Consider the following 22,422-nt stretch of genomic DNA (forward strand, 5'->3'; position numbering starts at 1 on the left):
CTCTACCCTCTCTCGGAGAACCGATCATGCCATTTCAACTTCGCTGCTTCACCCTGCTGGCCGCCGCGTCCATCGGCAGCGCCAGCGTCGCGCTGGCCGACGACGGGCACCGTGCGCGCGTGCCGCTGCTGCCCACCTATCAGCAGGAATGCGCCTCCTGCCACGTGGCTTACCCGCCCGGCATGCTGCCTGCCGTATCCTGGCAGCGCCTAATGAACAACCTGCCGCACCATTTCGGCACCGACGCATCGCTGGACGCCGCCACCGTGCAGCAACTGTCCGCCTGGCTGACGGCCAATGCCGGCAGCGACCGGCGCGTGCGCGAAGCGCCGCCGCAAGACCGTATTACCCGTTCCGCATGGTTCGTGCGCAAGCACGACGAGGTGCCGCCTGCCGTCTGGAAGCGGGCGGCGGTGAAGAGCCCGTCCAACTGCGCTGCCTGCCATACCCGAGCCGACCAAGGAGATTTCGATGAAGACTACGTCCGTATCCCGCGCTAATGCGTCTGCATCCGCGCCCGCAGCAGTATCCGATCCACAAGCCCGCCGCATCCTGGTGTGGGACGCGCCGGTGCGGGTGTTCCACTGGCTGATGGTGCTGTCGTTCGCCGGCGCCTATCTGACCGCCGAGAGCGAACGCTGGCGGCTGGTGCACGTGAGCCTGGGCTACACCATGGCCGGACTGGTCGTCTTTCGCATTCTGTGGGGACTGATCGGCACCCGCTACGCGCGCTTCTCGGATTTCGTGCGCGGTCCGGGGGCCGTCATGCACTACCTGGGTTCGCTGGTGCGCGGCCGGCCCGAGCACCATACCGGGCACAATCCGGCCGGCGCGCTGGCCATCGTCGCGCTGCTGGCGCTGACGGTGGCGGTGACGGCGGCGGGCTGGGCCACCTACAGCGAAATCGGCGGTGATTGGCTCGAAGAAGTACACGAGGCCGCCGCCAACGTCATGCTGGCCATCGTCGGCGTGCATGTCGCCGCGGTCATCGTCAGCAGCCGCCTGCACCGAGAAAACCTGGTGCGCGCCATGATCACCGGCCGCAAGCAGGGCCGTCCGGAAGAAGGCATCCGCAGTGCCTGGCGTGGCGTGGCCGCGCTGCTGCTGGCTGCCGTGCTGGGCTTCTGGTGGCTGCAGTGGCAGGGCGCGCCCGCTGCCGACGGCAGTGCGGCTGCCGTGTCGTCCCAGGCAGCAGGCCGCGCGTACGACGACGACTGAGCCCGTTGTCCTTCGGAGCTGCTACACTCCGGCACGGTCGCATTTGCGGCCGTGCCGTTTTTGCTGCATGGGGCAATGTGTAGCGTGCGGCGATGACCAGGACAACAACCGAGGTCGGGGGCAAGCCGAGACTGGCGCTCCGGCCGTAATGATTCAGCCCGTGCAAATCACCCCTTCACTGCTTGCCGCATTTGCCGCCGCCCTCGGCGGCGGTCTGCTCGTCGGGATCGAACGCGAGCGCAGCAAAGGCAGCGGGCCGGGCCGCGCGGTGGCAGGCATCCGCAGCTTCGCGCTGGCGGCCGCCGCCGGCGCTGCCGCGCAAGCGGTCGGCCAGCCCTGGCTGGTGGCCGCCGGCGCCGCCCTGATCGCCGCGCTGACCGGCATTACCTACTGGCGCCAGCGTACCGACGACCCCGGCGTGACCACCGAACTGGCCCTGTTCCTGACCTATGTGCTGGGCGTGGCCGCCGTGGGCGATGCGCAGCTGGCCGCCGCCGGTTTCGTCGTGGTAGCGGTTCTGCTGGCAAGCAAGACGCGCCTGCACCGCTTTGCAACCGAGGTGTTGAGCGGCAGCGAAATCCGCGACGGCCTGATCCTGGCCGCAGCCGCGCTGGTGTTCTGGCCCCTGATTCCCGACCAGCCGGTGGCTCTGCTGGCCGGCACCAATCCGCATCATCTGTGGCGCCTGGTGGTGCTACTGATGGCCCTGCAGGCGATTGGCTATATCGCGGTGCGCAGCGTCAGCGCCAGGATCGGCATCGTGCTGGCCGGGCTGGCGTCGGGACTGGTGTCGAGCACGTCGACCGTCGCCGCCATGGGAGCTCGCGCGCGGCGCCAGCCGCAGCTGGCCGCCGCCTGCGCTGCCGGCGCGCTGAGCTCCAATACCTCCTCGATGCTGCTGGTCTTTTCGGTGGCGACCGCGATCCACGCCCCGGTGCTGGCGGTGATCTGGCCGGCGCTGTTGGCCGGCATGGCGGCTTGCCTGGCCGCCGTCGCGATCAATGCGCGCGGGCCGGCCGACGAAGGCGGCGCATCGGCGTCGCCGGGCCCGGTATTCAACATCGGCCAGACCGTCGGCTTCGCGCTGTTTCTGACAGCGCTAACAGGCATCGTCGCGCTCGTGACGCAACGTTACGGCACCACGGTGGCGGGCGCCGTGGCGGCGCTGACGGCGACCGTGGACATGCAAGCCTCGATCGGCGCGTTGTTTTCGCTGGCCGCGCACGGCGAGCTGGGCGACGGCGCGATCATGCAGCCCCTGCTGGCGGTGCTGTCCGCCAACATGGGCTGCAAGGTCCTCATTGCCTGGGTCACCGGGGGCCGCGCGTTCGGCTTGCGCATGGCGGCCGGCCTGCTGGGGACGCTGGCCGCGATGTGGGCAACGCTGCTGCTGTAGCAGCGAAGCTTGCGCCCGCAACGGCCATCGCGCCCTGCGCGAAAGGAAAACCCGGCGCAGGGCGCGATGGCCGCGCTGCTTACTTGGTGGTGAAGTTGGTCAGCCACTGCAGGTTGGTATCAAGCTCCCAGCTGACGGTGCCCGATTGCCAGCCGCTGTCGTTGCTGCTTTGGCTGCCCAGGCAATCGCCGGACTTGCGCATGTAGCAGTGGTCGGCCGAGCCGTCCTGCACTTGCGTGTTCTTGACGATGATCCAGCCGCTGTTGTTGCTGGTCAGGCAGGCGTAGGAGCCGCTCTTGCAAGTCATGCCGGTCACGTTCTGCAGCGACGACTGCACCGCCGATTGCGAACCGCCGGCAAAATTGTCGCGCTCGCCGTCGACCGCGCGCAGACGGTCGCTCTGCAGGGTGCGGTTGCCGTTGGAAACGCAGGAGGACAAGTCGTAGGTCGAGTAGACGTTGCTCATGCCCATGCCGTATGCCGCCTGTACCCGCGCATCGTAATTCTTCGCCAGCAGTGCCAGGACCGATCCTTGGCTGAAGCCGGCCACCACGATGCCCTTGCTGCAGTCGGCCTTGGCGCGCGAGCACAGCTGCGCCACGGCGCTGACGCTGCTGTTGGGCGAGAAGATGCAGCTCGACTTGGAGGACAGGACCGAGCAGTTGCCGAACTGGGACGTGGCGTAATCGACGGTCGCGGCGACATAGCCCTTGTTGGCCATGTTGTTGACGGCGGCCATGGCGGCGGCATTGTTGTACGACTCGCTGGTGCCGACCATGTAGATGAACACCGGGTAGGTGCCGGTCGCCGACGGTTCGACGCCGGAAATATTGTAGGTGCTGCCGCACGAGCCGCCGTACACGCTGGCGCCGTTGTAGCTTGCCGCAAACGTCGTGGTCTGGGCCGCAGCCTGGCCGGCGGATGCCGCGCCGGCCAGCAGGGTGCCGGCGACCGCCAGCATGTGGAAGATGTTGTTGCGCGACGAAGTGTTCCTCATTGGTGTCTCCATGAATGGCAATTGGTTTTTTATGTGATGCACCGCCCTTACCGGCTGGGAAAACGCCAGCGGATACGGCTTGGTTTGACGCATGCAGGGTCGCTGCATGCGGGACGAGGGGCGCGGCGTATGGCGCATGGCGCCGCCTCCCCTCAATGGAGAGCCGAGGGCTGAGTGGGTAAACACACCCTCTTCATGATTCTGCTATGCAGAATCATTTTCTGCATCTTGTGACGGTTTCTGCGCAGGCAAGTTGCACGAGCGCGGTTCTTTTCATTGTTCTTTTATTAAACCGCAAATCGTTACTGCACTGCAGTACTCTCTCTTACTGCCAATATAGGGCGGATTTTGCTTGATGTAAAGCAAGTGGTACAGGTTTAGGCAGACATCGCGAGCCAGACCCAGTGGCCGGCCAGTCATGGCCGGCGTTGCCTGTCCGCTACAGCGAGCGCGCGATGATTTCCTTCATGATTTCATTTGCCCCGCCGTAGATGCGCTGCACGCGCGCATCCGCATACATTTGCGCAATCGGATATTCGAGCATGTAGCCGTAGCCGCCAAACAGTTGCAGGCAGCGGTCGACCACCGTGCATTGCAAGTCCGAGATCCAGTACTTCGCCATCGATGCCAGCACGGTATCCATGCGGCCCTCGACCATGTCGACGATGCAGCGGTCGATGAAGGTGCGCGCCACCGTCGCCTCGGTCTTGATTTCGGCCAGCACGAAGCGCGTGTTCTGCATGTCGAGCAAGGCCTGGCCGAAGGCGCGCCGCTCGCGCGCGTGCTCGACCGTCAGCTGCAGCGCGCGCTCGATCGAGGCCACGCCGGACACGCCGAGGATGGTGCGCTCGTACGGCAGCTCGTTCATCAGCTGCGCGAAACCGCGGCCCTCGACGCCGCCCAGCACGTTCTGCAGCGGCACGCGCACATTGTCGAAGAACAGCTCGCAGGTATCCTGGCCCTTCTGCCCCAGCTTGTCGAGGATGCGCCCGACCTTGAAGCCGGCGCAGTCGCGGGTTTCCAGCAGCAGCAGCGACACGCCCTTGGCCCCGGCTTGCGGCTCGGTTTTGGCGACCATCAGGATCAGGTCGGCCAGGTAGCCGTTCGAAATGAAGATCTTCGAACCGTTGAGCACATAGCTGTCACCCTCCCGCAGCGCGGTGGTGCGGATGCCTTTCAGGTCGGAGCCCGCGCCCGGCTCGCTCATGGCAATCGCCGCCACCATCTCGCCCGACGCCAGCTTCGGCAGATATGTCTGCTTTTGTTCTTCCGTGCCCTGGTTGAGCAGGTAGTGCGCCACGATGGCATGCACGTGGATGCCGAACGCGGTGTCGCCGGCATACGCCAGCTCCTCGAACACGACCGACTGGTGCGCAAAGCTGCCGCCCGAGCCGCCGTAAGCATCGGGGATGTCAGCCAGCAGGATGCCGAGCTCGCCGGCACGGCGCCACAGCGCGCGGTCCACATGCTGCTGCTTGCGCCAGGTGTCCTGGTGCGGCGCGATTTCGGTGGCGACGAAGCGGCGCACCGCGTCTCGGAAGCCGTCCAGCTCCGGCGTCATCCAGGGGGAGGTGTAGGTCATGTCTTGTCTCCGGTTTGATTTATGGAATGGAGGCGCCTATTGCGCGCAATACATCGTCACCACGCAGGCGCCGCCCAGACCGAGGTTGTGCTGCAGCGCGACGCGCGCGCCGGCCACCTGCCGCTCCTGCGCCGTGCCGCGCAGCTGGTGCGTCAGCTCATAACATTGCGCCAGCCCGGTCGCGCCCAGCGGATGGCCCTTCGACAGCAGCCCGCCGGACGGATTGGTCACCACCTTGCCGCCATAGGTGTTGTCGCCGTCGCACACGAATTTTTCCGCGCCACCCTCCGGGCACAGCCCGAGCGCCTCGTAAGTGATCAGCTCGTTCTGCGCGAAGCAGTCGTGCAGCTCCACCACGTCGATGCCGTCCGGGCCGATGCCCGCTTCCCGGTACACCTTGTCGGCCGCCTCTTTCGCCATGTCGAAGCCGACCAGCCGCATCATGTCGCCCGAGTCGAATGTGCCGGGGCGGTCGGTCGTCATCGCCTGCGCAACGATGTGCACGCCGGCCTTCAAGTCGCGCTGTTGCGCGAAGCGCTCGGACACCAGCACGGCCGCAGCGCCCCCGCAGGTCGGCGGGCACGCCATCAGGCGCGTCATCACGCCCGGCCAGATCATCGGTGCGTTCATCACGTCTTCCTCGCTCACCACCTTGCGAAACAGCGCCAGCGGATTATTGGCCGCATGGCGGCTCGCCTTGGCGCGGATCTTGGCGAAGGTCTCGAGCTTCGTGCCGTACTTCTTCATGTGGGACAAGCCGGCGCCGCCGAAATAGCGCAGCGCCAGCGGAACGTCCGGCATGCCGACCAGGCGGTCGGTGACCGCGTCGAAGTCGTCGAACGGCGCCGGCCGGTCGCGAAACACGGAACCGAGCGCGCCCGGGCTCATCTGCTCGAATCCGAGCGCCAGCACGCAGTCGGCCGCGCCAGAGGCGATCGCCTGGCGCGCCAGGAACAGCGCGGTCGACCCGGTCGAGCAGTTATTGTTGACATTGACGATGGGGATGCCGGTCATGCCGACCTGATAGAGCGCCTTCTGGCCGCACGTCGAGTCGCCGTACACGTAGCCGACGTAGGCTTGCTGGATCTCTTCATAAGCGAGGCCGGCATCCTCCAGCGCCAGGCGCGCCGCAGCGGCGCCCATCTCATGGTAGCTGGCGCTCGCTCCCGGCTTGGCGAACGGGATCATGCCCACGCCCGACACACATACCTTCATATCCTGCCTCCATCCTTGAGTGAATTTGCAATAATAGGTCGGACGACCTAAAGCGTTTTATTATAGGTCAGTTGTATGGGTTTGCAACGGGCGTGGGATAATCGCGCCTGCCTTGAACCTGCCGCGCCACCATGACTTCTGCCCTGAAAAGCTCGCTCCAACGGAAAACCTCCAGCACCACCGAAAAGGGGTACGAGCGCGCGCGCGACATCCTGCAGGCGGCGCGTGAAATCTTCGCGGCGGAAGGCTACGGCGGCCTGTCGATGCGGCGCGTGGCCGTCCAGGCCGGCATCAGCCTGTCCAACGTGCAGCACTACTACCACAGCAAGGATGCGCTGGTGGAAGCGGTGCTGCTGGACTCGCTCAACCAGTTCCAGGAAAAGATCGACGGCATCACCGCGTCGATGGCGGGCGCCTCGCGCGTGGACCAGTTCCTGTCGACGGTCGACATGTTCCTCGAAGAGCTGGGCGCGCCGCTCATGCGCGGCATGTTTTTCGAATTCTGGGCGCTGGCCACGCGCAACACGTTTGCGTCGACCCTGATGGAACGCATGCAGGCGCGCGAGAGAAAGGCAATCTTCAACCTGATCCGCGGCATGTCGCCCGCCATCTCCGACCAGGAATACATGGTGCGCGCCGCGCTGATCGTGGCGCAGATCGAGGGCTTGATGCTGTTTCGCGTACGCAACCGGCCCAAGCGCCCGGAGCTCGAAGGCCTGGAGCAGGCGGCGCGCGACGCGGTGCTGCGGCTGGCGACGCAGCCGTAGCGCCGATTACGCACCGCCGATTCCGCGCCGCTGCTTGAGATTTCTCGGCGCGCCGCCCAGGACAATCTGCGATGCTTTTGCTCGCATGCATCAAATTGATTGATTCACCGCCGGAGCTGACCCGCCATGCCCCTCTCGACACCGCTTGCGCCCGCCGCCGACCAATCGCTGCCGCCGGCGCCGACCGCCATTCCTGACCCCGACGGGCATCCGCGCTTCGGCCGATTCGCCGGCGCCACGGCCGCCATCGACTGGACGCGCCTGGCCGCGCCTTACGCCCGCAGCGCGCCGTGGCGCCATTTCCACCACAAGCGCTGGCAGTATGTCGCGCTCGCCACCGAGGAAGTGTTCTGCGGGATCGCGATTGTCGACCTGGGCTGGACCAGCACCGCGTTTGCCTATGCCTTCGACCGCGTCCTGCGCGCGGAAGTCGCGGGCTATTCGCAGAACGGCTTGCCGGGGATGGGCGCGCGGGTGGCTTCGCATGCGAACGGCGACAGCGCCTTCCGCTGGCCGGGCAGCCGCATTCACTATGGCGCGGTTGATGGTCAATACCGGCTGGCCCTGCGCTGCTGCGGCTTCGAGATCGATGCCGCGTTCGCCGCCACGGACGCCCCGCTCTTGCTGGCCGTCGGCCCGGTCGCCGGCGGCGCGGTGCACGCCACCCAGAAGTCGCCCGGCATGCCGCTGGCCGGCGAGGTGCGCTGCGCGGGCCGGCGCTACCGCCTCGACGGCGGCGTGGCCAGCTTCGATTATTCCAACGGCTTGCTTGCGCGCGACACCGCCTGGCAGTGGGCCTCCGCGCACAGCCTGGCGCTCGGCTTCAATCTGCAGGCCGGTTACTTCGGCGAGCACGAAAACGCGCTGTGGCTGGACGGGCGCCTGATCCCGCTCGGGGCGGCGCGTTTCGACTATGATCGCGCCCGCCCGCTCGCGCCCTGGCATGTCCACACCGACGACGGCTTGCTCGACCTGCAGTTCACGCCGGAAGGCGCGCGGCGCGAAGACAAGAACCTGCTGGTGGCGGCATCGCGCTACATCCAGCCGATCGGCCATTTTTCCGGTTGGGTGAAAGCTGCGCCCGGCGCCGCGCCGCGCAGGGTCGAGCGGCTTGCCGGCGTCACCGAAGACCATTATTCGCGCTGGTAAGCCCGATCAGCGCCGGAAAATCCACAGCAGCAGCGACACCAGCACCGACACCACGATGCTGGTCACCACGGGGAAGTGGAAGCTGAATCCTTCCCGCACGATATGGATATCCCCCGGCAGGCGGCCCAGCGGCAGCTTCGACAGCCACGGCCAGGCCAGCCCGGCGATCAGCAAAACCAGTCCGGTAACGATAAGAAAGCGTTGCATGAGAAAAGAATGATCACGACAAGCCAGTTCGGTGGACACCGGGTTGGATACGGCGCGGCATCAATCATTCCCGCAAGGCTGCACTTGCGTCAAGGATTTGCACTGCGGACAATGGAATACTGCGTACCTATCTTGAAAGTCGTGCCCGCCGCACAGGAGTCGTCATGGAGCGTCAAACAAAACTCAATCTCTGGTATCTCGCCTTCGCCCTGATGGGCGTATTGCTGCTGCGTGACGTATGGCTGATGACGCGCGAAGTCGAGCCGCTGCCCTACAGCCAGTTCATCCAGGAATTGAAAGCCGGTAACGTCGACGAAATCGCGGTCGATCCCAATTTCATTCGCGGCACCCTGCGCCGGCCGCTGAAGGGCGGCGGTCCCACGGAATTCGTCACGACCCGCGTGGAAACCGATCTGGCGCGCGACTTGTCGCAGTACAACGTCAAGTTCGCCGGCGTAGTGCAAAACACGTTGCTGCGCGACGTGCTCGGCTGGGTGGTGCCGGTGGCGATCTTTTTCGGGCTGTGGATGCTGGTCATCCGCAAGATGGCTGACAAGAACGGATTCGGCGGCGGCTTGCTCTCCATCGGCAAGAGCAAGGCCAAGATTTATGTCGAAACCGACGTGCGCATCAGCTTCGACGACGTCGCCGGCGTCGATGAGGCGAAGGAGGAGTTGCGCGAAGTCGTCAACTTCCTGAAAGACCCGCAGCGCTACGGCCGCCTGGGCGCGCGCATCCCCAAGGGCGTGCTGCTGGTGGGCCCGCCCGGCACCGGCAAGACCATGCTCGCGCGCGCCGTGGCAGGCCAGGCCGGCGTGCCGTTCTTCTCGATTTCCGGTTCGGAATTCGTCGAGATGTTCGTCGGCGTGGGCGCGGCGCGCGTGCGCGACCTGTTCGAGCAGGCGCGCCAGAAGGCGCCCGCCATCATCTTCATCGACGAGCTCGATGCGCTCGGGCGCGCCCGCAATTCCTACGGCGTGGGCGGCCACGACGAAAAGGAGCAGACCCTGAACCAGCTGCTGGCCGAGCTCGACGGCTTCGATCCCTCCTCCGGCCTGGTACTGCTGGCCGCCACCAACCGCCCGGAAATCCTCGACCCGGCCCTGCTGCGCGCCGGCCGCTTCGACCGCCAGATCCTGGTCGACCGCCCGGACAAGCCGGGGCGGCTGGCGATCCTGAATGTGCATATCCGCAAGATCAAGACGGCTCCCGACGTGAACCGGGAACAGATTGCCGCCCTGACTCCCGGCTTTTCCGGCGCCGACATTGCCAACCTGGTCAACGAGGCGGCGCTGCTGGCCACGCGGCGCGAGCGCGACGCCGTGACGATGGACGACTTCAACGGCGCCATCGAGCGCATCGTCGCCGGCCTGGAAAAGAAGAACCGCCTGCTTAATCCGCAGGAACGCAACATCGTCGCGCACCACGAGATGGGGCATGCCCTGGTCGCGATGTCGCTGCCCGGCACCGACCCGGTGCACAAGGTTTCCATCATTCCGCGCGGCGTGGGCGCGCTCGGCTACACCCTGCAGCGCCCCACCGAGGATCGTTTCCTGATGACGCGCGAGGAACTGGAGCGCAAGATGGCGGTGCTCTTGGGCGGCCGCGCCGCCGAGCAGATCGTGTTCAGCCACCTGTCGACCGGCGCGGCCGATGACCTGGTGAAAGTCACCGATATTGCGCGCAGCATGGTCACCCGCTACGGCATGGACAAGCAGCTCGGCAATCTCGCCTACGAGGAAGAGCGCCACGCGTTTCTCGGCGTGGAGCAGATCGAGCGGCGCGAGCGCAACTACTCCGAACAGACTGCGCGCGAGATCGATTGCGCGGTGCGCGAGATCGTGGAAAAGGCGTATGCGAACGCGCTCGATATTCTCGGCCGACGCCGTCACGTGCTGGAGCAGGCCGCCGCCCGCCTGATGGAAAAGGAAACGCTGGACGAGGAAGATCTGGCAAGCTTGCGCAGCGCGCTGCCGGCGGCGTCCTAAGCCCGGTACTGCGCCGCGCCTGCCCAAGGATGCCGAACAGGGGGGCGCACGTTCCCGTCATCGAAAAGCGCGTAACGGAATACAATATCCATCCTGCCGGCCACTTCGGTGCTCCGGAACCCATCCTGCCTGGTAAGGAACCATGAACAAATCGTTAATGCTGGCCGCGACTTTCTTCAGCGCGGCATATGCATGCAATCCAGTTATGGCCGCGGAAAGCATGGCCAAAGTCCATCCGCAGCAAATCATCCGGTTCAAGACGGAGAGCTATGGCTGCATGAGCAAGGAGGCGCTGGAAGAGGCGTCGCAGTACGCGCATCGGCATGAAGACGCGGAGTTCCGTACCATGTTCAGCAACAAGTTCTGCGTCGCGCTTCCCAAGAACGTCAATTTCAAGATTCTCAGGATTGCCAATATTCACCCGGACTTCGATGTCATCGAAATAACGGACGAAAAAACTCCCGGTGCCATGACCGGCCTGTTCGCTGAATGGGATTACCGATAGTTATTCCGCCAGCCTACCGGACCTGTGCCGGCTAGCGGCGCGGCGCCTACCTTCTGAGTGACATGCTTCCCGACGCGCAAATAGATTTTTCTTCATTACTTCCGTCGAAGCGCCATCTGTGGCGCGTCGCCGCCGTGATTCTGGGTGCTTCGCTCATCGCCGGGCTCATGCTCGGGCTATGCATCTTCTATTGGCCCCATGGCGCGTTAGCGGATGAACTCGGAAAAACGTTCGTCGCCGGCGGCCCGGCAGTGTTCAGCGCGCCGGGAGGCGGCTTGGTCGCGCTGGAAGCTGGGATCGTGTGGGGGATCTGCCTGGCCTTCGTGGCAGCCTTCATGTATACCGCGTGGCTGATTTATAGCGTCACGAAGAGGTATAACGATTTGGTGGCGCAAGAAAAGATGAAGGCCTATCGGCGCACCATCGAAGGCAAGCGGCCGGACCGGAATTAACAGTCTTTTACCTGTCGGCAGGCAGAACTTTCGCCTTCCCTCCTCTCTCCAAGTACTTCTTGCATATCTCGCATCTTCAAGCCGGCCGGGAACGACGCCGCAGATGAATGCTGGTCTGCGCTGCCGCAACGCCCAGGGCGGTTCGATTGCGGGCGGAACGAAGGCACTGGACGGAGGCATTCATCATGGCAGGTGCAACAGGCATCACCGGCGTCGACACGCACGAGCACGCCCACGATCATCCGCACGGCTGGCAACGCTGGTTGTTTGCCACCAACCACAAGGATATCGGCACCTTGTACATGGTGTTTTCCTTCGTTATGTTCCTGATGGGAGGCATCCTTGCCCTACTGATCCGCGCCGAACTGTTCCAGCCGGGGCTGCAATTCTTCCGGCCGGAAGTCTATAACCAGCTCGTCACGATGCACGGGCTGATGATGATTTTCGGTGCCATCATGCCGGCCTTCGTCGGCTTCGCCAACTGGATGATTCCGCTGCAGATCGGCGCCTCCGACATGGCGTTCGCCCGCATGAACAATTTCTCGTTCTGGCTGCTGCCGCCGGCCGCGATTCTCATGACTGCCTCGTTTTTCAGCGCCGGCGGCGCCACCGCCTCGGGCTGGACCATGTACCCGCCGCTGTCGCTGCAGATGGGCATCGGCATGGACATGACCATCTTCGCGGTGCACATCATGGGCGCCTCGTCGATCATGGGCGCCATCAACATCATCACCACCATCCTGAACATGCGCGCGCCCGGCATGACGCTGATGAAGATGCCGATGTTCTGCTGGACCTGGCTCATCACCGCCTATCTGCTGATCGCCGTGATGCCGGTGCTGGCGGGCGCCATCACGATGACGCTGACCGACCGCCACTTCGGCACCTCCTTCTTCAATGCGGCCGGCGGCGGCGACCCGGTGATGTACCAGCACATCTTCTGGTTCTTCGGCCACCCCGAGGTGTACATCATGATCCTGCCGGCATTCGGCATCATTTCGCAGATCATCCCGGCATTCGCGCGCAAGCAGCTGTTCGGCTATGCCTCGATGGTGTATGCGACGGCGTCGATCGCGATCCTGTCGTTCATCGTCTGGGCGCACCACATGTTTACCACCGGCATGCCAGTCACCGGCCAGCTGTTTTTCATGTACGCGACCATGCTGATCTCGGTGCCGACCGGCGTGAAAGTGTTCAACTGGGTGGCGACCATGTGGAAAGGCGCCATGACGTTCGAGACTCCGATGCTGTTCGCCGTCGGCTTCATCTTCGTGTTCACGATCGGCGGCTTTTCCGGCCTGATCCTGGCGGTGGCGCCGATCGATATCCAGGCACAGGATACGTATTACGTGATCGCGCACTTCCATTACGTGCTGGTGGCGGGTTCCTTGTTCGCGCTGTTTGCCGGCTTCTACTACTGGGTGCCGAAGTGGACCGGTTTCATGTATAACGAAGCCCGTGGCAAGTTCCACTTCTGGAATTCGCTGATCTGGGTGAACGTCACCTTCTTTCCGATGCACTTCCTGGGGCTGGCCGGCATGCCGCGCCGTTACGCCGACTACCCGACGCAATTCACGGATTTCAACGTCGTCACCTCGATCGGCGCCTTCGCGTTTGGGCTGAGCCAGGTGTATTTCCTGTTTGCGGTGGTGCTGCCGGTCATCAAGGGCGGCGAAAAAGCGCCGGCCAAGCCGTGGGATGGCGCGGAAGGACTGGAATGGACCGTGCCGAGCCCGGCGCCGTTCCATACCTTTGAAGTACCGCCGGTCGTCAAGTAATTCCCATGCCGAGCGAGGCTGCGAATGGACCGGCACGAATGGATATTGAAGCGTAACTGCTCGCTCACGCCGGCGCAGCTGGTGCGCGCGTACGGCGTGTTGTGCGCGCTGTCGTTCGCCGTCGCCGCTGTCTTTACCTTGCGCGGCGCCTGGGTCGTGCTGGCCTTCGCGACCGTGGAGATGGCGGCGGTCGCGCTCGCGTTCCTGCACTATGCGCGGCACGCCACCGACCACGAACATATCGTTCTGGTCGACGGGTATCTGGTGGTGGAACGGGTCGAGGCCGGCCGGGTGCATCAGGTGCGGCTGGACCGCTGCTGGACCCGGATCGCGCCGCCGTCTGGCACGCAGGATCTGATCCGGCTAGAAAACCGGGGCATGACGGTCCAGGTGGGCCGCTTTGTGACCGGCGCCAAACGCCGGCAGGTGGCGCAGGAACTGCGGCGGGAACTGCACGGCGTGCCCGCTTCCTTCTCCGCTGCCTAATCCCTACTAATGCCGCCTAATCCCTGTTTGCCGCGCTACTTGCGCCACTCAAAAACAGCCGAGGCACCCCATGACGGGCGCCGCCTGCTCACTCAGTGTTCGTGGAGCAGATACGCGGGTTGCCGCGGCAGGCGCAGGCTGACCAGGATCGTGACGAACATGATCACCGTGACATACCAGTAGAAGGTACTTTCGTGCCCGAGTGATTTCAGCCCCAGTGCCACGTATTCGGCCGAGCCGCCAAACACCGCATTGCCGAGCGCGTAGGCGAAGCCCACGCCGAGCGCGCGCACTTCGGTGGGGAACATTTCCGCTTTCACGATGCCGCTGATCGAGGTGTAGAAGCTGACGACGGCCATCGCCAGCAGAATGATAAAGAACGCTTGGTAGGGGCTGGACACGCTGCCCAGGCTGGTCATGATGGGCACGGTCCCGATCATCCCCAGCACGCCGAACAGCAGCATGTTGTTGCGCCGTCCGATGCGGTCCGACAGTGCGCCGAACAGCGGCTGCATGATCATGAACACCAGCAGGCACAGCGTCATCACATAGCTGGCGGTCTTGATCGGCATGTGCGCGGTGTTGACCAGGTATTTCTGCATGTAGGTCGTGAAGGTGTAGAACATCAGCGAGCCGCCCGCGGTATAGCCGACCACCGTGAAAAAAGCCCCTCGATGTTCGCGCAGCAGGCTGAGCAGGCTGCCGGCCGATGCGTTTTCCCGGTCTTGCGCGGTGGATGTTTCATGCAGCGTGCGCCGCAGCAGCAGCGCGATCACGGCGGCAACCGCCCCCACCACGAACGGAATGCGCCAGCCCCATGCCTTCAGTTGCGCCTCGTCCAGGAATTGCTGCAGCACGACGACCACGAGCACCGCCAGCAACTGGCCGCCGATCAGCGTCACGTACTGGAACGACGAAAAAAAACCACGCCGGCCGCGCAACGCTACTTCGCTCATGTAGGTCGCGGTCGTGCCGTATTCGCCACCCACCGACAGACCCTGCACCAGGCGCGCGAACAGCAGCGCGGCCGGTGCCCACGCACCGATGCTGGCGTAGGTCGGCAGACAGGCGATGAGCAGCGAGCCGCCGCACATCATGAGCACCGACACGACCATCGCGTTCCTGCGGCCGCGCCGGTCGGCCAGGCGGCCGAAGAACCAGCCGCCGATGGGACGCATCAGAAAGCCCGCCGCAAACACGCCGGCCGTGTTGAGCAATTGCGCGGTCTGGTCGGACTTCGGAAAGAACGCCGGCGCGAAGTACAGTGCGCCAAATGCGTAGACGTAGAAGTCGAACCATTCCACCAGGTTGCCGGACGAAGCGGCGAAGATGGCAAAAATGCGGCGGCGGGTATCCGCCGCAGAGGAGATCGGTGCGGCAGCGGCGGGGACGTCGTCAACGGTGCGCATGGTCGTCGGTTATCCGAGGGGCGGTGGTTGCACGCTAGCGCGGGCCAGCCTGTCCGCCGGGCTGCTTGACCATGCGCAGATACGGCTTGAGCGTCTTCCAGCCTTCCGGGAACATGCCTTTTGCCTCGTCGTCGCTCACCGACGGCGCGATGATCACGTCGTCGCCCTGCTGCCAGTTGGCCGGTGTCGCCACCTTGCAGGTGGCGGTCAGCTGCATGGAATCGAGCGCGCGCAGGATTTCGTCGAAGTTGCGGCCGGTGCTCATCGGATAAGTCAGCATCATCTTGATTTTCTTGTCCGGGCCGACCACGAAGACCGAGCGCACCGTCGCGTTGGTGGTGGCGGTGCGCCCTTCGGCGGTGCCTGGCTCGTCGGCCGGCAGCATGTTGTACGTCTTGGAGATGGCCAGGTCGCTGTCGGCGATGATCGGATACTTCGGTTGCACGCCCTGCGTTTCCTCGATGTCCTTGGCCCACGCCTTGTGGCTCTCCACCGGGTCCACGGAAAGGCCGATCAGCTTGGTATTGCGTTTGGCAAATTCCGGCTCGATCTTGGCCATGTAACCCAGTTCAGTGGTGCATACCGGGGTGAAATCCTTGGGGTGCGAAAACAGGATGGCCCAGCCATCGCCGATCCATTCATGAAAACGGATCGGCCCTTGCGTCGTCATGGCTTGGAAGTCGGGAGCGGTATCGTTGATGCGTAATGACATGATCTCCTCCAATCGGGTGTCGGGACAGACATGCAACATCAGCGGCAACGCCGAGCCGGCGCGAGGGCTGCGGGAGAAATTCACCTGCGCCGTGGTTTGCCGCTGCCTGATAGATATTCCTTGTGGACAGCGCCCGTGGGCAGAATGCGGCCGGGGCGCACCTAATTATTCAGAATAGGTGCGGCCCCGCACTTCAGTTTGAGATGCATCAACTGGCGCCGGATTACGACGCAGGAATGGCCAGTCCCCTGGCGACTGCCGGCCGTGCAACAAACGCGTCGAGAGTGCGCGTGACATGCGGGAAATCGGCAATCCGCACCAGGTCGCCGGCTTCGTAGAAACCGATCAGGTTGCGCACCCAGGGGAAGATCGCGATATCGGCGATGGTGTAGTCGTCGCCCATGATCCACTGGCGCTTTTGCAGCCGCTGGTCGAGCACGCGCAGCAGGCGCTGCGATTCGGCGACGTAGCGGTCGCGCGGGCGCTTGTCTTCATACTCCTTGCCGGCGAATTTATGGAAGAAGCCGAGCTGGCCGAACATCGGCCCGATGCCGCCCATCTGGAACATCAGCCACTGGATCGTTTCATAGCGCGCGGCCGCGTCGGCCGGCAGGTATTGCCCGGCCTTGTCGGCCAGATAAAGCAGGATGGCGCCGGATTCGAACAGCGCCAGCGGCTTGCCGTTCGGACCGTCGGGATCGAGGATGGCCGGGATCTTGTTGTTCGGATTGAGTGACAGGAATTCGGGCGAGAGCTGGTCATTGGTGCCGAAGTTCACCAGGTGCGGTTCATACGGCAGGCCGGTTTCCTCCAGCATGATCGACGCCTTCACGCCATTCGGCGTGGGCAGCGAATAGAGCTGGATGCGCTCGGGATGGCGGGCGGGCCATTTGCGGGTAATGGGGAAGGCGGACAGGTCGGTCATCGGGGCTCCTGATAAAGAGGGGGCCGGCGTCATGCCGCCGGCCCCCATGTCGTTTCATAAACAGGATGACCAATATAAGCGGTTCCGCCGTTTTCTGTTGAAGTGCCGGGAAAATGGCTTCTATCGGCATGAATGGTAATAATAATTACCTTTGGCTTAGAGCAGCGCCTCTACATGCCGCCTTTGCTTAAAGGATGAAAATTCGACAAGATGTGCGGTAACTGCAATGGTGATGCATATTGCAGAATAAAAGGTAATAACAATTACACCAATGCGCCAGACGACAGGGCGGCGCCTTGCCGCCTCGCCGCACCAAGGAGACAATCATGATTCCACGCCAGATCTTCAATGCCGACCACGACAGCTTTCGCCATAGCTTTCGCCGCTTTCTGAATGCCGAGGTCATGCCGCGGCATGAACAGTGGGAAGAGCAGGGCTTCGTCGACCCCGCCATCTGGCGCCGTGCCGGCGAGCTCGGCTTTTTATGCACCAATATGCCGGAGCGTGTTGGCGGCGCCGGATGCGACCGCCTGTTCAGCGCGATCCTGCTGGAGGAACTGGCGCGCGCCAACGCCACCGGCATCGGCTGGCCGCTGCATTCCGATATCGTCGCGCCATACCTGCTGCGCTACGGCAGCGAGGAACTGCAGCAGGCGTGGCTGCCGAAGATGGCTGCGGGTGAAGCCATCACCGCCATCGCCATGACCGAGCCCGGCGGCGGCTCCGACCTGCAGTCGATGGCGACCGTCGCGCTGGAGGATGGCGACGACTACGTCATCAACGGCTCCAAGATCTTCATCACCAACGGCTACAACTGCGACATGGCCATTGTCGCGGTCAAGACCGGCAGCAGCGCGCGCGGCGCCGGGAATGTGTCGCTGATCGTGGTCGAGGCCGACCGCGCCGGCTTCACCAAGGGCAAGCCGCTGAAAAAGGCTGGCATGAAGGCGCAGGATACCTGCGAACTGTTCTTTGACAATGTGCGCGTGCCGCGCACCAACATCGTCGGCCAGCCGGGCATGGGCTTCATGATGCTGATGCAGGAACTAGCGTGGGAACGCCTGTTGATCGCCATTACCTCGATTGCCAATGCGGAAGCGATGCTGGAAGCCACCATTGCCTATACCAAGGAGCGGCAGGCATTCGGCCGGCCGGTATCGACATTCCAGCACACCCGCTTTGCGCTGGCGGAAATGAAGACCGAGCTGCAGATTGCGCGCGTGTTCGTCGACCGCTGCCTCGAGCTGGAAATCAGGAAGGAATTGCAGGCCGACGCGGCGGCGGCCGCCAAGTACTGGTGTTCCGACCTGCAGGGCAAGGTGCTCGACCAGTGCGTGCAGCTGCATGGTGGCTACGGCTTCATGCTCGAGTACCCGGTCGCGCGCGCCTATGTCGATGCGCGCGCGCAGCGCATTTACGGAGGCACCAATGAAATCATGAAAGAAATCATCGCGCGCGGCATTTGAGACCTTCCATGACCAATCCTCTTCTCTCCGGCATCCGCGTGCTCGACCTCACACGGCTGTTGCCCGGGCCATTCTGCACGCTCTATCTGGCCCAGCTCGGCGCCGAGGTGATCAAGATCGAAGAGCCGCAAGGCGGCGATTACGCACGCCACTTGTCGCCGGAATTGTTTGCGCTGGTTAATCGCGGCAAGCAATCGGTGACGCTCGATCTGCGCCAGGCCGAGGCGGTCTCCGCATTCAAGACGCTCGTCGCCGGCGCCGACGTGGTGATCGAATCGTTCCGGCCGGGCGTGATGGACAAGCTCGGCTGCGGCTACGACGCGCTCAGGGAAATCAATCCGCGCCTGGTGTACGCCGCCCTGACCGGCTATGGGCAAAGCGGCCCGTTCAGCGATCGGGCCGGGCATGACATGAATTATTGCGGGTATGCCGGCGTGCTCGACCAGACCGGCGTAGCGGGCGGGCCTCCCGCCTTGTCGAACTTCCAGGTGGCCGATTTGGCCGGCGGCGCGCTGACTTGTGCGCTGGGCATCTTGGCCGCCGTCATCGGCGCGAAGACGTGCGGCGCCGGCAGCTTCGTCGATGCCAGCATGCTCGACGGCACGCTCGCGCTGCAGGTGATGGCGCTGGCTTCCCTGCGCACCTTCGGCCACGCCCTGCCGCGCGGCAGCGACATGCTGACGGGCGGCTTGCCCAACTACGGCGTCTATAAATGCGCGGATGGCAAGCATGTCGCCATGGCGGCGCTGGAGCCGAAGTTCTTCCGGAATTTTTGTGCCGCGGTAAATCGCCCCGACTTGGCGCGCCTGCCGTTGATGCCGGGCGAGGCCGGCACAGCGTTGCGGAAGGAATTGGCCGCCCTGTTCAAATCAAGAACGCGCGACGCGTGGGAGCATTTGTTAAGCCACAAGGACTGCTGCGTCTCCGCGGTCTACTCTGCACAGGAAGCGCTGGAACAGGCGCACGTGCGCGAGCGCGAACTGGTGGAATCCGATTCTGGCAAGCCAGCTTTCCGGTTTCCCATCCGCTTTTCGGACACTCCGTGCGGTACGGCCGGCAGCCCGGCACTGGGCCAGCATACCCATGCCGTGCTGCGCGCCGCCGGCGTGGGCGAGGCTGTGCTGGCGGCGCTGTCGGCATCGCACGCGATTTGACAACCGATATCGATTCCGGAGTTCACGAGCCGCGAGGAGACAGATCATGAAGGTCGATAAATACCCGGTGCAGATGCTGCACCAGTGGGCGTCGCAGCAACCTGACCGGCGCTGGCTGTTCCAGCCGGTCAATGGCCAATGGAAATCCCTGACCTGGGCGCAGGCCGCAGACCAGATCGCGCGCATGGCCGCCGCCCTACAAGCGATGGGCTGGGAGCCCGGCAGCCGCATCGCGATTTCCGGACGCAATACCGCGCACTGGTTCCTGGCCGATATGGCCATCGCCATGGCCGGCTACGTGAGCGTCGGCCTGTACCCGAAGCAGTCGCAGGAAAACACCCGCTACATCCTCGAGCATAGCGACGCGAAGGCCTTGTTCCTCGGCCCCATGATGGATGCCGACATTTTCATGGGGGCGCTGCCGTCGGGGCTCAAGACGATCGCCTTTCCCTATCCGGAAGCCCCGGCCGGCGACATGAAGTGGGACGAGCTGGTGGCGCAGCATGGGCCGCTGTCGTCGTACCAGCCGCCGGCGCCGGACGCCCTCATGACGCTGGTCTACACCTCCGGCACCACCGGCAAGCCCAAGGGCGTCATGCTTAACTACGGCAACGTGCTGTTTACCGCCAGCGGCGCGCTGTCGGTGATCCCGCCCGAACCCAACGAGCGCTACTTTTCCTACATGCCGCTGGCGCACGCCTTCGAGCGCGTGGCTGTCGAGATGGCCAGCTTCTATACCGGCGCGGAAGTGCATTTCCTGGAGCATGTCGACAAGCTGGCGGAACAGCTGCCGCAGGTGGCGCCGACGCGCTTTTTCGGCGTGCCGCTGGTCTACAGCCGCATCCAGGCCGGCGTCTTGAAGAAGCTGCCGCAGCCGAAGCTCGAGCGCCTGATGGCGATTCCGCTGGTGCGTGGCCTGGTGCGCCGCAAGATCATGAAGGGCATCGGCTTGCAGAATGCGCGCATGTGCGTGGTGGGCGCCGCGCCGATGCCGGTGCCGCTGTTGGACTGGTACCGCAACATCGGCATCGAGATTTACCAGGGATACGGCATGACCGAAGCCTCGGTTTATCCGACCGCCTGCCTGCCCTGGCAAAACCGCGTCGGCTCGGTCGGCAAGCCCCTGCCCGATTCCGGCTTCAGGCTGTCCGAGGAAGGCGAAATCCTGTTCAAGCACGGCGGCCTGATGGCCGGCTATTTCAAGGAGCCGGACCTGACGCGCGACGCCTTCACCGCCGACGGCTTCCTGCGCACCGGGGACAAGGGCCATGTCGACGAGGATGGCTTCCTCTACATTACCGGGCGCGTCAAGGATATCTTCAAGACCGCCAAGGGCAAGTACGTCGCGCCCGCGCCAATCGAATGCGCCTTTGCGCGCAATACCGACATCGACCAGCTGCTGCTGATCGGTTCGGGCCTGACGCAGCCACTGATGTTCGTGACCCTGGGTGAAGAGGCGCGCCGCAAGGACCGCGCCGACGTCGAGCAGCGCCTGATCGCCGACATGGAAACGGTCAATGCCGCCCTGGAGCCGCATGAGCGCATCGCCAAGTGCGTCATCCTGAAGGATGCCTGGAACATCGACAATGGCTTGATGACGCCGACCATGAAAGTGCGGCGCGCCGAGGTCGAAAAGCGCTACCGCGCCTTGATCGAACGCGAAAGCAAGGTGCGCGACGCCATCAGCTGGGAGTGAGCGGCGGACGCCGGCGGACGGCAAGGGCGCGCGGGGAATGAAATTTAGGTTTACTGTACTAATAAATTTACACCCGCGTAATTTCCTTCGTGCAAGAATTAAGCTTCCCCCGGCGTCCGCCGGGATTGTCCCTCTCTGAAAGTTCGCCGATGAAACCAGTTGTCATCAGCGGGACCGGCTTGTTTACGCCGCCGCATTCCATTTCCAACGAAGAACTCGTCGTTTCCTTCAACGCTTACGCGGAAAATTTCAATGCCGAGCATGCCGCCGCCATCGCGGCGGGCGAGGTGGCGGCGATCGAGCCGTCGAGCGTGGGCTTCATCGAAAAGGCCTCGGGCATCAAGGCGCGCTACGTGATGGAAAAGAGCGGCATTCTCGACCCGCAACGCATGGTGGCGCGCATCCCGGAGCGTCCCGACGAGGAACTGTCGGTGCAGGCTGAAATCTGCGTGGCGGCCGCGCGCGAAGCGCTGGAACGGGCCGGCCGCACGCCGGCCGACATCGACATGGTGCTGGTCGCCTGCAGCAACATGCAGCGCGCCTACCCGGCCATTGCCGTCGAAGTGCAGGAAGCGCTCGGCATCGACGGCTACGGCTTCGACATGAACGTGGCCTGTTCGTCGGCCACCTTCGGCATCCAGACCGCGGTTGCCGCCATTCAGAGCGGGCAGGCGCGCGCCGTGCTGGTGCTGAATCCGGAAATCACGAGCGGCCATCTGAACTTCCGCGACCGCGACAGCCACTTCATTTTCGGCGATGCCTGCACCGCCATCGTGCTCGAAGGCGCGGAGACGGCGACGTCGCGCCACCAGTTCGAGATCCTCGGCAGCAAGCTCAAGACCAAGTTCTCGAACAATATCCGCAACAACTTCGGCTTCATGAACCGCTTCGATGAATCGGGCATCGGCAAGCCGGACAAGCTGTTCCGCCAGCAGGGGCGCAAGGTGTTCAAGGAAGTGTGCCCGATGGCGGCCGACATGATCAGGGAAACGGTTGCCGCCACCGGCCTGGAACTGCCGCAAGTCGCGCGCTACTGGTTGCACCAGGCCAACCTGAACATGAACCTGCTGATCACCCGCACCCTGCTCGGGCGCGACGCGCAGGCGATGGAGGCGCCAGTCATTCTCGACACGTATGCCAACACCTCGTCGGCGGGCTCGATCATCGCGTTCCACAAGTACCAGGACGATCTGGCGGCAGGCGCGCACGGCGTGATCTGCTCGTTTGGCGCCGGTTATTCGATTGGCTGCGTGGTGCTGCGCAAGAAGTAACGCGCTTGCCGGCGCGTGACGCGCGCCGGCGTGCATTGCGTTTTCCCTC

General features: G+C 64.1%; 21 protein-coding genes. 14 read left to right on the forward strand and 7 right to left on the reverse strand.

All coding sequences use genetic code 11. The features are described from left to right. Positions 1-26 precede the first annotated feature (26 nt). From TSA66_RS21160 to TSA66_RS21170, 3 genes are all read left to right on the forward strand, one after another. On the forward strand, positions 27-500 hold the full coding sequence (locus TSA66_RS21160; RefSeq protein WP_040041407.1) for a diheme cytochrome c: 474 nt from the start codon (positions 27-29) through the stop codon (positions 498-500). Further along, positions 472-1,218: a cytochrome b/b6 domain-containing protein gene (locus tag TSA66_RS21165; protein WP_040041408.1), complete on the forward strand. Its 747-nt coding sequence runs from the start codon at positions 472-474 to the stop codon at positions 1,216-1,218. The genes TSA66_RS21160 and TSA66_RS21165 overlap by 29 nt, the downstream gene beginning before the upstream one ends. 160 nt (positions 1,219-1,378) lie before the next feature. Further along, positions 1,379-2,614 (forward strand): MgtC/SapB family protein, encoded by a 1,236-nt coding sequence (locus TSA66_RS21170; protein ID WP_198358859.1) that lies wholly within the window; start codon positions 1,379-1,381, stop codon positions 2,612-2,614. A 79-nt stretch (positions 2,615-2,693) separates the two neighbouring features. Here TSA66_RS21170 and TSA66_RS21175 read toward each other — a convergent pair whose 3' ends face one another. The 3 genes from TSA66_RS21175 to TSA66_RS21185 form a co-directional block, all read right to left on the reverse strand. After that, positions 2,694-3,611: a hypothetical protein gene (locus TSA66_RS21175; RefSeq protein WP_040041409.1), complete on the reverse strand. Its 918-nt coding sequence runs from the start codon at positions 3,609-3,611 to the stop codon at positions 2,694-2,696. Positions 3,612-4,050: 439 nt separating this feature from the next. Then, complete coding sequence (locus tag TSA66_RS21180) at positions 4,051-5,193, reverse strand: acyl-CoA dehydrogenase family protein (protein ID WP_040041410.1); 1,143 nt, start codon at positions 5,191-5,193, stop codon at positions 4,051-4,053. Positions 5,194-5,229: 36 nt separating this feature from the next. Then, on the reverse strand, positions 5,230-6,408 hold the full coding sequence (locus TSA66_RS21185) for a lipid-transfer protein (protein WP_040041411.1): 1,179 nt from the start codon (positions 6,406-6,408) through the stop codon (positions 5,230-5,232). A 131-nt stretch (positions 6,409-6,539) separates the two neighbouring features. Here TSA66_RS21185 and TSA66_RS21190 point away from each other — a divergent pair, with 131 nt between their 5' ends. Both TSA66_RS21190 and TSA66_RS21195 read left to right on the forward strand, forming a co-directional pair. Further along, a complete protein-coding gene (locus TSA66_RS21190) occupies positions 6,540-7,175 on the forward strand; it encodes a TetR/AcrR family transcriptional regulator (protein ID WP_040041412.1) in 636 nt (211 codons plus the stop codon). A gap of 126 nt (positions 7,176-7,301) precedes the next feature. Continuing rightward, entirely contained in the window at positions 7,302-8,324 is a 1,023-nt protein-coding gene (locus tag TSA66_RS21195) for a DUF2804 domain-containing protein (RefSeq protein ID WP_052452492.1), read from the forward strand. 6 nt (positions 8,325-8,330) lie between these two features. Here the strand turns inward: TSA66_RS21195 and TSA66_RS21200 are convergent, their stop codons facing one another. After that, positions 8,331-8,531: a DUF2905 domain-containing protein gene (locus TSA66_RS21200; RefSeq protein ID WP_040041413.1), complete on the reverse strand. Its 201-nt coding sequence runs from the start codon at positions 8,529-8,531 to the stop codon at positions 8,331-8,333. Between the two features lie 164 nt (positions 8,532-8,695). Between TSA66_RS21200 and ftsH the strand changes: the two genes are divergently transcribed. The 5 genes from ftsH to TSA66_RS21225 all read left to right on the forward strand — a co-directional run bounded on the left by ftsH (position 8,696) and on the right by TSA66_RS21225 (position 13,740). After that, complete coding sequence (gene ftsH / locus TSA66_RS21205; RefSeq protein WP_040041414.1) at positions 8,696-10,519, forward strand: ATP-dependent zinc metalloprotease FtsH; 1,824 nt, start codon at positions 8,696-8,698, stop codon at positions 10,517-10,519. A gap of 142 nt (positions 10,520-10,661) precedes the next feature. Next, positions 10,662-11,024, forward strand: coding sequence for a hypothetical protein (locus TSA66_RS21210; protein ID WP_157691742.1), 363 nt, complete (start codon positions 10,662-10,664; stop codon positions 11,022-11,024). A 62-nt stretch (positions 11,025-11,086) separates the two neighbouring features. Continuing rightward, a complete protein-coding gene (locus tag TSA66_RS21215) occupies positions 11,087-11,476 on the forward strand; it encodes a hypothetical protein (RefSeq protein ID WP_040041416.1) in 390 nt (129 codons plus the stop codon). A gap of 185 nt (positions 11,477-11,661) precedes the next feature. Beyond that, complete coding sequence (ctaD, locus tag TSA66_RS21220) at positions 11,662-13,254, forward strand: cytochrome c oxidase subunit I (RefSeq protein WP_052452493.1); 1,593 nt, start codon at positions 11,662-11,664, stop codon at positions 13,252-13,254. A 24-nt stretch (positions 13,255-13,278) separates the two neighbouring features. Further along, entirely contained in the window at positions 13,279-13,740 is a 462-nt protein-coding gene (locus TSA66_RS21225; RefSeq protein WP_040041417.1) for a DUF2244 domain-containing protein, read from the forward strand. A 92-nt stretch (positions 13,741-13,832) separates the two neighbouring features. Here TSA66_RS21225 and TSA66_RS21230 read toward each other — a convergent pair whose 3' ends face one another. The 3 genes from TSA66_RS21230 to TSA66_RS21240 form a co-directional block, all read right to left on the reverse strand. Beyond that, the gene (locus tag TSA66_RS21230; protein WP_040041418.1) at positions 13,833-15,149 is read right to left on the reverse strand and encodes an MFS family transporter; all 1,317 of its coding nucleotides are present in this window, start codon (positions 15,147-15,149) and stop codon (positions 13,833-13,835) included. Between the two features lie 34 nt (positions 15,150-15,183). Then, positions 15,184-15,861 carry a peroxiredoxin gene (locus tag TSA66_RS21235; protein WP_040041419.1) on the reverse strand — a complete coding sequence of 226 codons (678 nt, stop codon included), beginning with the start codon at positions 15,859-15,861 and terminating at the stop codon, positions 15,184-15,186. A 223-nt stretch (positions 15,862-16,084) separates the two neighbouring features. Further along, the gene (locus TSA66_RS21240) at positions 16,085-16,786 is read right to left on the reverse strand and encodes a glutathione S-transferase N-terminal domain-containing protein (protein ID WP_040041420.1); all 702 of its coding nucleotides are present in this window, start codon (positions 16,784-16,786) and stop codon (positions 16,085-16,087) included. A gap of 326 nt (positions 16,787-17,112) precedes the next feature. Between TSA66_RS21240 and TSA66_RS21245 the strand changes: the two genes are divergently transcribed. From TSA66_RS21245 to TSA66_RS21260, 4 genes are all read left to right on the forward strand, one after another. After that, positions 17,113-18,252: an acyl-CoA dehydrogenase family protein gene (locus TSA66_RS21245; RefSeq protein ID WP_040041421.1), complete on the forward strand. Its 1,140-nt coding sequence runs from the start codon at positions 17,113-17,115 to the stop codon at positions 18,250-18,252. 8 nt (positions 18,253-18,260) lie between these two features. Next, positions 18,261-19,406, forward strand: a complete 1,146-nt coding sequence (locus TSA66_RS21250) for a CaiB/BaiF CoA transferase family protein (protein WP_040041422.1) — start codon at positions 18,261-18,263, stop codon at positions 19,404-19,406. A 46-nt stretch (positions 19,407-19,452) separates the two neighbouring features. Next, positions 19,453-21,102 (forward strand): AMP-binding protein, encoded by a 1,650-nt coding sequence (locus tag TSA66_RS21255; RefSeq protein WP_040041423.1) that lies wholly within the window; start codon positions 19,453-19,455, stop codon positions 21,100-21,102. Between the two features lie 149 nt (positions 21,103-21,251). Further along, complete coding sequence (locus TSA66_RS21260; RefSeq protein ID WP_040041424.1) at positions 21,252-22,373, forward strand: beta-ketoacyl-ACP synthase III; 1,122 nt, start codon at positions 21,252-21,254, stop codon at positions 22,371-22,373. Positions 22,374-22,422 lie beyond the last annotated feature (49 nt).

This window comes from Noviherbaspirillum autotrophicum (assembly GCF_000818395.1).
GTDB classification, from domain to species: domain Bacteria; phylum Pseudomonadota; class Gammaproteobacteria; order Burkholderiales; family Burkholderiaceae_D; genus Noviherbaspirillum; species Noviherbaspirillum autotrophicum.

Excerpts from the sequence above, each read along its gene's own strand:
- TSA66_RS21165 (WP_040041408.1), top strand. The coding sequence starts at position 472 with ATGAAGACTACGTCCGTATCCCGCGCTAATGCGTCTGCATCCGCGCCC.
- ftsH (WP_040041414.1), top strand. The coding sequence starts at position 8,696 with ATGGAGCGTCAAACAAAACTCAATCTCTGGTATCTCGCCTTCGCCCTG.
- TSA66_RS21250 (WP_040041422.1), top strand. The coding sequence starts at position 18,261 with ATGACCAATCCTCTTCTCTCCGGCATCCGCGTGCTCGACCTCACACGG.
- TSA66_RS21225 (WP_040041417.1), top strand. The coding sequence starts at position 13,279 with ATGGACCGGCACGAATGGATATTGAAGCGTAACTGCTCGCTCACGCCG.
- TSA66_RS21195 (WP_052452492.1), top strand. The coding sequence starts at position 7,302 with ATGCCCCTCTCGACACCGCTTGCGCCCGCCGCCGACCAATCGCTGCCG.
- TSA66_RS21175 (WP_040041409.1), bottom strand. The coding sequence starts at position 3,611 with ATGAGGAACACTTCGTCGCGCAACAACATCTTCCACATGCTGGCGGTC.
- TSA66_RS21245 (WP_040041421.1), top strand. The coding sequence starts at position 17,113 with ATGATTCCACGCCAGATCTTCAATGCCGACCACGACAGCTTTCGCCAT.
- TSA66_RS21190 (WP_040041412.1), top strand. The coding sequence starts at position 6,540 with ATGACTTCTGCCCTGAAAAGCTCGCTCCAACGGAAAACCTCCAGCACC.
- TSA66_RS21180 (WP_040041410.1), bottom strand. The coding sequence starts at position 5,193 with ATGACCTACACCTCCCCCTGGATGACGCCGGAGCTGGACGGCTTCCGA.
- TSA66_RS21215 (WP_040041416.1), top strand. The coding sequence starts at position 11,087 with ATGCTTCCCGACGCGCAAATAGATTTTTCTTCATTACTTCCGTCGAAG.
- TSA66_RS21260 (WP_040041424.1), top strand. The coding sequence starts at position 21,252 with ATGAAACCAGTTGTCATCAGCGGGACCGGCTTGTTTACGCCGCCGCAT.
- TSA66_RS21185 (WP_040041411.1), bottom strand. The coding sequence starts at position 6,408 with ATGAAGGTATGTGTGTCGGGCGTGGGCATGATCCCGTTCGCCAAGCCG.
- TSA66_RS21235 (WP_040041419.1), bottom strand. The coding sequence starts at position 15,861 with ATGTCATTACGCATCAACGATACCGCTCCCGACTTCCAAGCCATGACG.
- TSA66_RS21210 (WP_157691742.1), top strand. The coding sequence starts at position 10,662 with ATGAACAAATCGTTAATGCTGGCCGCGACTTTCTTCAGCGCGGCATAT.
- TSA66_RS21255 (WP_040041423.1), top strand. The coding sequence starts at position 19,453 with ATGAAGGTCGATAAATACCCGGTGCAGATGCTGCACCAGTGGGCGTCG.
- TSA66_RS21160 (WP_040041407.1), top strand. The coding sequence starts at position 27 with ATGCCATTTCAACTTCGCTGCTTCACCCTGCTGGCCGCCGCGTCCATC.
- TSA66_RS21240 (WP_040041420.1), bottom strand. The coding sequence starts at position 16,786 with ATGACCGACCTGTCCGCCTTCCCCATTACCCGCAAATGGCCCGCCCGC.
- TSA66_RS21230 (WP_040041418.1), bottom strand. The coding sequence starts at position 15,149 with ATGCGCACCGTTGACGACGTCCCCGCCGCTGCCGCACCGATCTCCTCT.
- ctaD (WP_052452493.1), top strand. The coding sequence starts at position 11,662 with ATGGCAGGTGCAACAGGCATCACCGGCGTCGACACGCACGAGCACGCC.
- TSA66_RS21200 (WP_040041413.1), bottom strand. The coding sequence starts at position 8,531 with ATGCAACGCTTTCTTATCGTTACCGGACTGGTTTTGCTGATCGCCGGG.